The sequence below is a fragment of the Arthrobacter sp. Soil736 genome (assembly GCF_001428005.1).
GTDB lineage: Bacteria > Actinomycetota > Actinomycetes > Actinomycetales > Micrococcaceae > Arthrobacter.
Map to the genome: position 1 here is coordinate 1,720 of NZ_LMSB01000018.1, position 12,405 is coordinate 14,124.

Sequence of the window (12,405 nt, forward strand, 5' to 3'; positions counted from 1 at the left end):
GAACTACTGAACATGACCTTGGTCGATGCGGCACCGGGCACTGCCACCTTTACCTGTCACCCCGACGAGTCCCCGAACTACTGAACATGACCTTGGTCGATGCGGCACCGGGCACTGCCACCTTTACCTGTCACCCCGACGAGTCCCATTACAACCCGATCGGCTCGGTTCACGGCGGGCTCGTATGCACCCTGCTCGATTCCGCCCTTGGCTGCGCCGTGCAGACAACCCTTCCCAAAGGCCTGGGTTACACCTCCATAGAGATTAAGGTGAAYTACCTTCGCTCAGTGCGGGCTGACAGCGGCCCATTGACCTGTGTAGGCGTTGTATCGAAGCCCGGCAATCGCGTTGCCTTCGCGGACGCCACTGTCACCGACGCCAGAGGCAAGCTCGTAGCTACCGCCACAGGCTCCCTACTCGTCTTCACAATCGACTGATGTCAGATGAACATCTCAAGCCCGGCGGGACTCTCCATGCCCGTTCGCTGGMTTCTGCCCTCTGAATGACCCGATCGTTCGGCGGACCGGCCAAATCCATGGATGAGATGCGCCAGAAGCGTCGCACCGATAACGGCGTGTGACGGGCCGCTTCGAACCYTGACCGTCATGATGCYGCCAACATTCAGTCGRTGGCTTCGCCCCAATCTTTCCCTTTTTCTTGGCGCGGTACCGCTCGGCTTGAGCGGCACCACTCACGCCGTCCAGTCAAAGGGGTGCCTAAATGTCAAGAAGTGGGGCCCCAATCTTTCCCTTTTTCTTGGCGCGGTACCGCTCGGCTTGAGCGGCACCACTCACGCCGTCCAGTCAAAGGGGTGCCTAAATGTCAAGAAGTGGAACTTCCACCCCAAGAAGAGGCCGGCCCTCCCCCGGCTGATGGCCGGCCGGACCGGGGCCGGAGGGCTTGTGGACGGCGAGAGACTATAGCGAAATCTGCGACGGTCTCTTACAGCGTTGATCAGCCGATCCTGCCTATGGTTCGGCGCCTCAATCTGCATAGGTGAGACTCGGCCCCCGGCGAGCATCAGCTTCGCCAGGTGCAGCCGGAGCTGGTTGCGCGACACGGTGTAGGTCATCCCGACCTCGTTGCGGAACAGCCGGGAGAGCGTGCGCTCTCTCGCGCCGACCCGGCAGTCGAGTTCGCCCAAGCCGGGGGAAGCGGTGCGAGGATCCATTCCAGGTCGGCCAGATTCAGCGCGACATAGCGGAGCCTGCGACTCCATCGCGGAGCCGGAGATCGCCCAACACATGAGCAAGTCGTGGCGAGGGCGATATTGGCGTGCTGGCAAGGATCTGAGGCTCATTTTTTGATCGTTTACGAGCACATCACGAAACCGATACACACTCCTCCGGGAGCAGGCAAGACTATGCACGATCGGTGGGTCGGCCGAACTTCGCCCGATCGCAATGACGACGCTGCGCCGTGGTGACCATTTCGAGCCTGCCCACTTGGGCTCCCGGGCGACAGCATTTCGGGAGACGTTAGGCGGCGCACCTGTTGACGGCGGCCTCCGCCGGACACGGGTGATCGTGACCGAGCTCGAGCCCGCGTTCCACGCGATGATCATCCATGTGCCCGATTGCTCGTCCGTCAGACGGACGCTGGTTGGTTGAGCGAGCACGATGCGACCTGGGCCCATGCCGACCCACCTCGTTCTTGAACGTTCGTCAATCAAGCTCCTCTCAGATGGTCTCTCGCAAGGTCGCTATCGTCCTCCGGTCAAGCTCGGCCCGGTCGACTTGATCGCCCTGCCAGGGGCCAAATGAATGACGAGAACCGCGCCTGAACAGGGAAACGGGGATCTGAACCTACCCACCTCCTAAGTTAACAATCACCGGCGAGAAAATCCGGAAATTTATATGGGTCCCAAACGGGAAAATTTCGCGCATTTCCGCAGGTCAAACCCATTTCTGTTACCCACCTCTGCTTAATTGTTTGTGACCACCAATGTTCAATTTTGAGGTAGTCGATGCGCCGATGAGACTTCAATCGGGCGAGAACTTCTGCTGATCAGCGCCGGGGCGCGGCTCTTGAGAGTCGCACCCTGGGGGAGCAATCCACCGTCGGCGGCAAACCGGTAATCCTGAATCCTGCCTCCAGAAGTTTGCCGTCAAAGGACCTTCAGCCCCTCGCTGGCCGTGGCCGGACAGAGGATCGCCCTCGACCGGGCCTCGGTCGAGGGCGATGCCCGGAGTGCGGAGGGCGTTAGATGGTCAGCAGTGTGCACCCACTTCACTGGCGAAACTTCTCAGATGGGTGCTGCAAGACTCGCCCAACGTTCCAGATGTATCTGCACATCACCAGTGAGGAAGATCCCGGTCGCGGTGTTCCCTGAGAGGACGTCCTCCCGGCCCTTCAGTGACCCGACGAGGCAGTCATGACGCGCCCTTCTCCGCCAGTGACAAGTACGTGCGTCGGTTGCTACCATGAGGAGCGTTTGTCTATTTTGGGATGTAGTCTCTGCGATCCGGGAAAATGGCGAAACACCGGCGACAAGCGAATATATCTTCACCGTCGCGCCGCCCCGGCCATGAGGCCCAACAAGGTCACGCCGGAAAGCAGCACAAATCCGAAGGAGGCGGCACGTGGCAGCCGAACAGACACCTCCAGATCGCCCGTAGACTGCATCCGCGGCAAGCATTCAGGATCGCAGGACCTTCGTCATAGACGTTCCCGGAGGGCAGATAAATCCGTCTGGGGACCTTGACGTCGGCGCTGCGGACGTTCGGTCTGCGCCGGGATCCGCAGTCTAAGCAGCGCTGCTGGAGTCGATCGCTGACAACTAGCCCCATCCATGATGAGTAGTCCCTCTTGGACGCCCAAAGGGCACCTACTCATCATTCGACTGAGAAATCTAGTCGGGGATCTCCATTTGGAAGCCACAGGAGCAGCGGAGGATGCGGGTTTGCAGGTAGATATCGAAGGCCAGGTCGGCGGGGTCGGAATCGGTGGACATCGGCGTCCGGATGCTGCGCAACTCGGCGCCGCTGTTCTGCATGGGTTCGCCGCAGTGGATGTAATCGGTCCCTGACTGCAGCAGCCGAACAGTATCCGCGACGGAATCTTCTTGGGCGTAAGGGATCCATGAATCGGAGATGGTCGACATTGACGTGCTCCTCGGTTGCTTGGTTCGACACCCTTTTCTCGAGTGACTGCCATCACACCCTAGTCAGGCTTTCGAGGGGATTGCAAGGCACCACGATTTCGCCCGCGGACGCTCTGCTGGGCGTGACATGGTCTTCCTGCCGGGTGTAAAACCGCGTGATCGCGAGGCTGCGGCCAGTTCGAGGAAGGGGTGCGGGGCATGGGTAGGGCCGGGCAACCGTCCTTGCCCCCTCTATCCCGCGCCCCGTACTTTTGGGGAAGCGGACCCGGGATCCCGCGCCGCCGGTCTGGAGTCGGCGGACCAGAAAGGAATGCAGTCATGGCTACCGGCACCATCAAGTGGTTCAACGCCGAGAAGGGTTTCGGTTTCATTGCCCCCGACGACGGGTCCGCCGACGTCTTCGCCCACTATTCTGCGATCGCGAGCGGGGGGTACCGGTCCCTGGAAGAAAACCAGAGAGTGCAATTTGATGTTGTCCAGGGCCAAAAAGGCCCACAGGCAGAGAACATCCGTCCTCTATGACACACCGGCACAGCCGGGGCTCAAGGTTAGGCACGTGAGAATGATCGTCACGGGGGACAAGGGAGGGGTCCGGACGCCGGGCCGCCCAAACAGGTTTGAGCGCCTTGGCATGGGCTTCAAGCCACCCTGTACAGGCCCGGCCGCACCGCGCCGCCGTGGTCAAGCCCTGGGGCCGCATCCGGGGCGCCCGGACTCCACGAGTCCAACGGCGATGAGTTTCGCCGTGGTTTCCAGTCTGTATCCACATACCCGATCAACCGCACTCGAGGAGAGCATCATGACCGCTACCTACACCTTCGACGTCTTTTCCAGCCTCGACGGCTACGGCTCCCACAGCGGCAGCTGGGGCGGCTACTGGGGCAAGCAAGGCCCCGAGCTGCTCGACCACCGCCTCGCCTTGTACGGCCAGGAGCAGCGGATGGTCTTCGGGGCCAACACGTACCGGGCGTTCGCGCGGATGCTGGCCTCGAGCACCGAGGAGTCCGAGGTGGGTGACCCATGGGTCACCCGGATGAGGAGCCTGCCGGCAACGGTGGTGTCGACCACGCTGGAAGGACCGCTCGACTGGCCGGACGCGACCGTCGTGAGCGGTGACGCCGTCGACGTCATCGCCCGGCTCAAGGAGGAGTCCGAGGTGCCGTTGCGGTCACACGGCAGCCTGTCGCTGAACCGGGCGCTGATGGCTGCCGGTCTGGTCGACCGCGTCCAGGTGACGATCTTGCCTGTGATCACCGGTCAGAGCGGACTGAACGCTATTTTCCAGGGTGGGGCCGATTCGACCTCGAGCTGATCGGGAGCCGGACGCTCGACGGCCACATCCAAGAGCTCATCTACCGGCCCACCCTGCATGTCTGAGTCCGTCCCTGTACCCCCACCCGTTAAGCAGCCGAACCTGACGCGGAGGTTCCGACCGTCATGCCGACCGATCTCATGGCCACCCTGGTCACGCGGCTGGCTGATCACCTCCTGATTCGTCTGGTCGTTCGACGAGTTTGCCGTTCTCGAACTTCGCGGCGCGGACCAGGGCGACCATGTGGGGTGCGTTGACCGCGCGCCAGTGGGTCTGGGCGGATTCGATGACTAGTACCACTGGCATCAGAGCCGGCAGCGGCACAAGAGATGGGGGCAGCATCTGCGGCTTCCGCGCCAGCCTGGTCGAATGCAATGTCCGGGGCGCGGCCCCTGACATCAACCAGTCCGCGGTCTTGATGAGCTGGAAGGACGGCTGCGGCAACCACGCCAGGGCGGGCTCAGCCCGTGGGGGTACGGGACCTCGCGGTCCGACTGGACACCCTTGGCAGCGACAACGCCGCCGTCCGGATCTGGACCGAGAAGGCGGCCGCCGCCAGGGACACCTACCGATGCACTGCCCCCGGCCCCGCTGGCTGGTGGACAATACCGACGGGTAGAGAGGTTCGGCCCGGTGGCGGGTAATCTTGGAACCGGTGTGCCGCCTGAGGTAGAGGGCGCATCCGGCTCAAGGGTGAGCGTGTTGAAGCAAAGGATGGGCAGTGACGGCCAGGTTCGAAGTGTTCCAAGCCCAAGACGGTCCGTTGCCGTTCGGGTTTCGGCTGCGGACCGATGACGGTGTGGTAGTCGCGCGCTCGCGGGGTCTGGACAGCATTGACGCCGTCAAGGGTGCCATCATGGCGGTCCGGGAAAGCGCCGCGACAGGTCTCGTGGTCGACATGACTGGATCAGCTCCCGGCGAGAGTCCGCCTCCCGCATCTCGGGACGGCGCGTAAATGGACTACTCGACTACAGTGGCCCTGAACGTGACGTTCCTGGCGACCCTCGCTGCGGCCTTCGTGTTCTTCCTGTGGCACGTCCTGCTCTTCACGGGCCTGCTCGTGCTCGCCGGTGCGGGGCGGCTGGCGGCTCTGATCCTGAAGTCACTCGTCAGCAAGGGTCCCCGAAAGCCCGCCTCCTCCGGCCCGTGGCGCCATCTGCGGTGACTTGGCGCGGCCGGATCACGGTCTGCCCTGACCTTGGCTGCCCTGGCCTGCATCATCGCCGGCGGTATCAGAAGCGGACACTGCAGGCGGTGCGGTGAATGCCCCGGGCTGATCGGCGCCAATAGAACCGGCGGCCCGTCCAAGCCGGCGCCACGGTTCACTTTGACTGCTAGGAAGTCGCGGTCCTCCCGGGACAGCACCATCTGGCCGTGCCGGTCACACTCGATGTATTCCCCGGCCGCGATGCTGATCTTGGCCGCGTGCCCGGCAGGATCTGGCATCCTGGTTGCCTTTGGGCCATTTCTGCGTTGCGGAATCCAGCCTGTCCCACAGATCCCGGATGTACATAGGAATCAGTGCCCCGTCACTTCTCAGGGCGGCGGAGCGTCCGAAAGCCGTATCAACGTGGTGTCCTGCCCTGCCATGCGCTTCAGGGCAGCGGTCAGGCCGACTCCTGTGCCGGATCCGGGTCGGTTGGCGTGGGCGATGATGATACTGCCCCGAGGGCGAACTCGCGGCCACCGGATACGTAGTTGACCAGACTCCGCAGCTGGCTGACTTGCCTGACGTCCCGCGGCCCGGAGCCATCGACGACGTCCCGCCGCTAGGACCGTTCCGGACCTTCCAGGCACCCATTCGGGACATCGCCGAGCTGACAGGTCTGGACTTGGACCAGCTGGTCGAGGTGGACCGAATGCCCATCGCCGCAACCCTCGGCACTGCCCGGGTAGGGACCACCTGGCGGAAGCTGGGCGCGCTGGAAGACCTCGACCTGGAGGACTAGGCGCTCAATGTGTGTCTTGTTTGGGCGATTGAATTGGAACCGCGGCCACCGGCGCCCGTATTGATTGCGCCGTCACCCTCCGCCGGCACAAACGTCCCGCCATGATCGCCGGGAGCAGCGACGCCGCGATCCTCCTTGACGGAGTTGGATAACGCCTGGGAGACGGGCCCGGCCTTGAGGCGCTGCAGACCGGCCGCCCCGCGCAGCTGGCCGATATATCGGATAAGTCCCCGCTGGACTGAGTGCAGGCAGGAACTGGCCTCCAAGGGGTACCGCAACGCACGGGGTGTTCGGTTGGGTCTGGGCGAAGAAGCCGCGGCGGTCCTGAAATTCTTAGCCCCGCGACCGGGCTCTTCAATAGCCACGCGGTCGCGGAAGCCGCGAGTTTCGCCGGAACAGTCAGTCGCGCCCTGCGCCTGGCCCTCAGAATCTCAGCTGCCGAGTTGCGCGTTGAAGAAGTCAACGCCGCCATGGAGCACCGTACGGTCATCGCCCTGGCCAGCGGTATTGTCACGGCGCAGAGGCGCTGCTTGCAGCAGGAAGCCTTCGACATCCTCGGGCGCGTCTCGAACAACCGCAACCAGTAGCTGCAAGCCGTGCGGATGAAATCATCTCCCGGCTCGATGGATTCGGCGGGAGGAATCGACGTCCTTCGCCGGAAGATCCAAGGCAGGACAGGCGCTCCCGGGCACATGGTGCCAGGCAGACAGCAAGCCGCCGGGCGTCTCCTGCCGTATTGGTCGGAGCCTGAAAGAGGATCCCAGCCGGGCAGCTCCATCCGGAAGCCGCAGGCGACGCACTCGGGGACACACGTACGACAAACTCGCCGCATCCCGTCCTACAGGAAGACTGAGCGTTGCTGCCTGCCGTCCACAACTCAGCTGGAACGAAAGCGGGAGGGCCGGCTTCAGCCGCCCTCCCGCTCGCGGAGCGCTCCCTCCCCCCAGGGACCCGCAGGAGCACACCCAGGTGCTCGCGGCTCGGCATGAGACGTTGCCTGGGCCGCGGGCCTGATCAAAAACGTCCACCGAAGGTGTCCGTCGATCAGCTACCCAAAGGCTCGCAGGACGACCCTAGGAAAACCCGAAGCCTGTTCCAGAGCCGGGGCCCCCTCAAACTAGTCCCCACAACTCCGGCGGGGCATCCGGTGCCGTAACAGGGGCCGACGGTTCGGCTAAAGCAGTAATCACTTCCTGTTTATACGGCACTCCCGGGGCTCTGGAGCCAACGGCGCGGCCCTTCGCCACATCCCGCTCGTTCTCCCACAGATACCCGCTTTTGCGGCTCGCACCGGCGGCGGCAGCGGCTTCCATCCGGCCGACGCCCGCTTCGCGCAACCGTAGGAATTCGGCGCGTTTCCCCACCCCTGGGTGGATGGACCCGAGTCCGGCATGCCGGGCCCAGCTTACGCACTGCGATCTCGCCAGACCTAGCTCCCGGGCGGCCACGCTGACACTGCCCGCACGAGCGAGGACGGCGAAGAACTCGTCCTTCTGTTGCTGGGTGGCAGACTGCTTGGCCACCGGATTTGCGCGGGGCTTGCGGGTGACAGCGCCAGCCTTGTAGGCCCAATGGAAGCAGGTTTGAACGTTGATGCCCAGCGTCTTGGCCGCGAGGCTCACGCTCCCCAACCGGTCCAGCAAGACAAAGAACTTCTCCTTCTCAGCCTGGGCGTATATTTGGCCCGATCTCCTGCCGGAAGGTCCCGCCCAGGCACGGCAGGTACTGACGGTGAATCCTAATTCCCGGGCGGCCAGCGGAACGCTTCCCAGACGCTTCAAGGCCAAGAAGAAATCCGCCCGATCGGACGCGGAGTAGCTCCGATAAGCACGCTTCCGGGCCGGCGCGCCGGACGGGACAGGCCTCTTCCTCTGCGGTGACTTTTCCGTTAAGGAAGAACTATCCATCAATGGTGTTTCCAAGGTGTTGCAACTCCCGGTTTTCAGGGGTGTTGCAACTGCTAGAACTCGCCAAAGACGGGCATTTTGTGTTTAAAACGCCGGGCACGCCCCACACCCCATCGGTGGATCAAGGCTAAGGCGGCGCCGTACAACGAGGTCAGACCGGGCTATGCCTTGGGCAGCTCAAGTTCGTCGGCTGGGCCTGCTTCCTTAGCGGCTATGTGGTTTACGACCATGAAATCAATTTCACTGGCATAGGCGACCAATATTGCTTCGTTGAGCACTCGTGCTTCTTCTAGGGCTGGACTAGCCGACTCAATTGTCGACGTCGTCGTCATCACGCGAGCCGTAAGCGGTGAAATCCGCCAGGGACATGAAGCAGGAAAAGTCGCCGTATCGGTTGACCGTGTCTGCTCTCGTTGCCACTTTGGCTACTTTCATTCATTGTCCGGTTTTCGCTGCCTGTCGGATTGCCCTGGCAGCTGCAGTGTTTCCGGCGGTTCTCTGCACTGTTCGGGCAGGATCGGGATAGCCTTTGCACAGGACACGTTGACGCCACCAGCTCCGCTCCACGATGGTGCCAGCCAGTCACCGGGTAATTGTTTTGAGTTGCATCGCTATCTCCTACCAGCTTTTCCGCGGGGCCTATATCAAAAAGCAGCCGCGGATTCGATGTGCTGTGAATCCGTTGTGCGTGGATTTGTGACAGCCTGTTCTAATTCCTTGTAAGATTTTGTAAGGTCCAGGCATGCGCATTCTGCGGATTTTTGGTCCTGTCTCGTATTGGGCTCAGCCAGTACGAAAACTCACAAAGGAATAGTCGATGTCTCGGGACGAGTTTTCTCTTTCGTCGGATACCGGCGCGGAACAACCGCCGGGCGCTGAGGCCCCTGCGACGCCGGTACGGGATGCGGACGACGATATGACTCTGCGTCAGCAAGTGGTGGAAATAATCGAGGCTGTCCTGGCCGGCACTGATCCCCAGGGCGAATGGGCCAGGACACAGCTCCGCGATCGTATCCAGGCCCATCCCGATGATCCGGAGAGCGCCCTGCTGGAGCATTTGGTCGCGACCAGGAACCATGCGCCGTCAGCGGCTGATATCCCGCCCCTCCCGGAGGAGGGCGTCCCGCACCAGGTGCCCGCGGTCAAACCCCGGTCCGTGCGGGTGCCTTTTAGCCGGAGTGTCAGGAAGCGCGTCAAGGCCGTTTTGAGGGACAAGTTGCTGCTGACAGCCTTCCAACCCATCAATGAACTTCCGGCCGGGGACGTCATCGGTGTCGAGGCGCTGACAAGGTTTGTCGGTCATGACGGTGCCAGCGCCGATGTATGGTTCCGTGAAGCCGCCGCAGCGGGTCTGGGAACGGACCTGGAAATTGCTGCCCTGCACTGCGCCCTGACGGCGGCAAGGGAAGTTCCCCGCAAGCTGTTCGTCGCCTTTAACCTCACCCCGGCAACCTGCCGTGACCCCCGGCTACGGGAAACACTGGGCCGGGCGGAGCTGGCCCCCGACAGGATCGTCGTTGAACTCACGGGCAGCCCTGAGACTGCGGAAGGCCTGTCGTGGGCCGGCGAGCTGGGACCCTTGCGCGGGCGCGGGTTGCGGCTTGCTGTCAGCGCTTCCGGAGCCGGCTTCGTTTCCATGGACCAGATCACCCAGCTGCGCCCGGACATTATCAAACTGGATCGCAGCCTCATTGAAGGCATCCAGGACTCCGAGGGGCAACGGATCCGAGCAGTGGCCATCGTTGAGCTCGCCCGCCAGATCGGGGCCGCCGTGGTTGCCGAAGGAATCGAAACCCGGGACGAACTTACCGAGGTCAACGCACTGGACGTCGCCGCTGGGCAGGGGTACCTGCTCGGTCGCCCGTCGGTCCGCCCCCTGGACTGGTCAGCCTGGACCATCCAGGCGCGGACGGAAGCTCCGCCCGCCGGTGAAAGAAGCCCGTCAAGGTAGGCCTTCAAACACTGCCACGCCCGGCAGGCCGGACCCTTGTGCTGCGTCCCGGGTGCGGCCTGCGGTGCCATACTGGGTTCCACGATGTGACGGACCGGGGGCCCACCATGATGCTTGACACGACGACCCTTCGTGCCGCTTTCGGCGTGATCGCACTTACCCTGCTGGTTCTTTTCTACCTCGTGACGTTCCGTCACACCCGTTCGGAGTACAGTGCCTGGTGGTGCGCCGCGCTCGGCCTGTTCCTTTTCGGATCCGCCGCTTTTCTTTTGGACGGAAGTTCCCAGCAGGTGTGGGCGAACCCGCTGGGAAACACCCTGCTGGTCGCGGGCGCAGCCAGTGTCTGGTCCGCCGCCCGGTCATTAAGGACCCGCCGGCCTCAATGGTGGCAGCTGGCCCTGGCGCCGGCCGTCACGGCGGTCGCCTCGGCATTGGACCATCCGGCCACCAACGACTGGTCAGGCGGGCCGGTCTTTCTGGCGTTGATGTCGTTGATGATCGGCCTTGCCTCCCGGGAAATGTGGCTGCTAAAACCCGATGATTCCCGCGTTCACCGGCCGTTGGCGGTCGTGTCCGGGCTCTTGGCGGCGTACTACTTCGGCCGTTGGCTGGCTTTCCTGGCCGAGGGCCCGACAGGGCCCGTTTTCCTCAGATACTTCGGTTCGGCGCCAACGACTCTTCTGACCATGGCCCTCCTCGTGGTTGTCTCCTTCAGCATGGCCGTGCTCAGTCACGAGCAACTGACAAAAGAGCTCAGCGACCGCGCCACCCGGGACGGCCTGACGGGCGTCCTGAACCGCACGACGATCCTGAACCTCGCCGCCGTTGACGTGCGCCGGCTGCGCTTCACGCGAGCCTCCGCGTCACTTGTTATGGCTGACCTTGACCACTTCAAGGCAGTCAATGACAGCTACGGGCACCCTGCGGGGGACGCAGTTCTCCAGGCGTTCGCCGCGGCCTGCTCGGCTTCGGTCCGGGATACTGACCTCGTAGGCAGATACGGCGGTGAGGAATTCATCATTTTCCTTCCCGGAGCGGGTCTGGACCGGGCTGAGGCCATAGCAGGGGAAATAAGCCGCCGCTTTTCCGCCTCGGGCGTCCCGGAGGGCGTCCGGTTTCCGACCGTCAGCTACGGCATCGCGACAAACGATTCCGGCGCCGCCGATCTGAGAATGATGATCGCATCCGCCGACTCAGCCCTGTATCGGGCGAAATCAACCGGACGAAACCGCGCCGCCCGGGGGGACCTCTGAACTGACGCGTGTCAAGGACGTGAGACAGCCGGGTACTTTCGTCCTGGTCAGGCAGCTGCAGTGAACCGGGTTCGATGGCTCGGCGGGCCGTCGTTGTTCGTATGCGGCCGCCACCGGCTGTAGAACGTCCCGATGCGACTCGATGAAGTGTGTGGTGGCCCGGCGGGCGTCTTGCCGGCCGTGAAGCTGCGCCGCAGGTACGCTAGTGCGGTGGCCCGCTCGTTCCCCCGAAAGCGGAGCGGGCCACCCTGCCGAAGCCATAGATCATCGAGGGTCGTTACGACGACGGTAGAACGGATATACCGCCAGCTGGATCAAGGGGAACAGGAAACCCCGGCAGCATAGTCAGATGACGGCGTTTCCTGGCCAAAAATTTGAGCAGGATTTGCTTCGTTTCCCCGACCGTGACCGTCCAGGAGTCGAAGTTTGCGGCCTTCACATCGAGGATCAGAGTTCCGGCGACCCTATGGATGGTGGTTTCCCGGCTTCATCTTTATTGATTGTGACAGCTTAATTCAAGACCGCTGAACTGTGATGCAGGCAGCACCTCGCGTGCCCCATTTGAAAGGGCCGGGAATCGGTGGACGCGGGGCAGCCTTGCGGCCGCGGGCTGATGCCCCTGGGCCGCTGGCCGACATGACTTAGAGCGGGTGAATGTTCTCTGCCTGCGGGCCCTTGGGGCCTTGGGCTACATCGAATTGGACTTTCTGGTTCTCTTCGAGTGACCGGTAGCCGCTGCTGGCGATTGCCGAATAGTGGGCGAATACATCTCCGGAGCCGTCATCATTGGCGATGAATCCGAAGCCCTTTTCGGAGTTGAACCATTTCACTGTCCCTGTTGCCATGTCTGCTTCCCTCACCACACCCTGTTGCCAGCGGATATCAGGGGCCGGCGGCCGCGGAGACCCTCGTCCGCTGTCCCCAACGTAC

10 protein-coding genes and 2 pseudogenes are annotated in these 12,405 nt (G+C 63.0%); 8 read left to right on the forward strand and 4 right to left on the reverse strand.

The annotated features are described in order from the left end of the window. On the forward strand, positions 1-437 hold a 437-nt coding region (locus ASG92_RS11915), incomplete at its 5' end, for a PaaI family thioesterase (RefSeq protein ID WP_157372205.1). Between the two features lie 2,414 nt (positions 438-2,851). Here the strand turns inward: ASG92_RS11915 and ASG92_RS11925 are convergent. Beyond that, a complete protein-coding gene (locus tag ASG92_RS11925; RefSeq protein ID WP_056628379.1) occupies positions 2,852-3,103 on the reverse strand; it encodes a hypothetical protein in 252 nt (83 codons plus the stop codon). Positions 3,104-3,421: 318 nt separating this feature from the next. Between ASG92_RS11925 and ASG92_RS11930 the strand changes: the two genes are divergently transcribed. Beyond that, a complete protein-coding gene (locus ASG92_RS11930) occupies positions 3,422-3,625 on the forward strand; it encodes a cold-shock protein (RefSeq protein WP_056628382.1) in 204 nt (67 codons plus the stop codon). Between the two features lie 277 nt (positions 3,626-3,902). Next, positions 3,903-4,480, forward strand: a pseudogene (locus tag ASG92_RS11935) (dihydrofolate reductase family protein). Positions 4,481-4,568: 88 nt separating this feature from the next. Here the strand turns inward: ASG92_RS11935 and ASG92_RS28285 are convergent. Then, positions 4,569-4,706 (reverse strand): annotated as a pseudogene (locus ASG92_RS28285) (IS256 family transposase); the annotation flags it as partial. Between the two features lie 664 nt (positions 4,707-5,370). Here ASG92_RS28285 and ASG92_RS11950 point away from each other — a divergent pair. From ASG92_RS11950 to ASG92_RS27305, 3 genes are all read left to right on the forward strand, one after another. Continuing rightward, entirely contained in the window at positions 5,371-5,580 is a 210-nt protein-coding gene (locus tag ASG92_RS11950) for a hypothetical protein (protein ID WP_056628393.1), read from the forward strand. A gap of 559 nt (positions 5,581-6,139) precedes the next feature. After that, entirely contained in the window at positions 6,140-6,364 is a 225-nt protein-coding gene (locus tag ASG92_RS11955; RefSeq protein ID WP_056628396.1) for a hypothetical protein, read from the forward strand. Between the two features lie 443 nt (positions 6,365-6,807). Next, entirely contained in the window at positions 6,808-6,951 is a 144-nt protein-coding gene (locus ASG92_RS27305; RefSeq protein ID WP_082579469.1) for an ANTAR domain-containing protein, read from the forward strand. A gap of 525 nt (positions 6,952-7,476) precedes the next feature. Here the strand turns inward: ASG92_RS27305 and ASG92_RS11960 are convergent. After that, complete coding sequence (locus tag ASG92_RS11960; protein WP_157372194.1) at positions 7,477-8,007, reverse strand: hypothetical protein; 531 nt, start codon at positions 8,005-8,007, stop codon at positions 7,477-7,479. A 1,180-nt stretch (positions 8,008-9,187) separates the two neighbouring features. Between ASG92_RS11960 and ASG92_RS11965 the strand changes: the two genes are divergently transcribed. Together ASG92_RS11965 and ASG92_RS11970 are read left to right on the forward strand one after the other, a co-directional pair. Beyond that, positions 9,188-10,222, forward strand: a complete 1,035-nt coding sequence (locus tag ASG92_RS11965; protein ID WP_240987110.1) for an EAL domain-containing protein — start codon at positions 9,188-9,190, stop codon at positions 10,220-10,222. A 107-nt stretch (positions 10,223-10,329) separates the two neighbouring features. Beyond that, positions 10,330-11,475 (forward strand): GGDEF domain-containing protein, encoded by a 1,146-nt coding sequence (locus tag ASG92_RS11970; protein WP_056628404.1) that lies wholly within the window; start codon positions 10,330-10,332, stop codon positions 11,473-11,475. Between the two features lie 641 nt (positions 11,476-12,116). On the opposite strand, the gene ASG92_RS11975 is transcribed toward ASG92_RS11970, so the two are convergent. Next, positions 12,117-12,320, reverse strand: coding sequence for a cold-shock protein (locus tag ASG92_RS11975; protein WP_056628407.1), 204 nt, complete (start codon positions 12,318-12,320; stop codon positions 12,117-12,119). Positions 12,321-12,405: the final 85 nt, after the last annotated feature.

Coding starts and splice junctions, on each gene's coding strand:
- ASG92_RS11925 (WP_056628379.1), bottom strand. CDS start 3,103: ATGTCGACCATCTCCGATTCATGGATCCCTTACGCCCAAGAAGATTCC.
- ASG92_RS11930 (WP_056628382.1), top strand. CDS start 3,422: ATGGCTACCGGCACCATCAAGTGGTTCAACGCCGAGAAGGGTTTCGGT.
- ASG92_RS11950 (WP_056628393.1), top strand. CDS start 5,371: ATGGACTACTCGACTACAGTGGCCCTGAACGTGACGTTCCTGGCGACC.
- ASG92_RS11965 (WP_240987110.1), top strand. CDS start 9,188: ATGACTCTGCGTCAGCAAGTGGTGGAAATAATCGAGGCTGTCCTGGCC.
- ASG92_RS11970 (WP_056628404.1), top strand. CDS start 10,330: ATGATGCTTGACACGACGACCCTTCGTGCCGCTTTCGGCGTGATCGCA.
- ASG92_RS11975 (WP_056628407.1), bottom strand. CDS start 12,320: ATGGCAACAGGGACAGTGAAATGGTTCAACTCCGAAAAGGGCTTCGGA.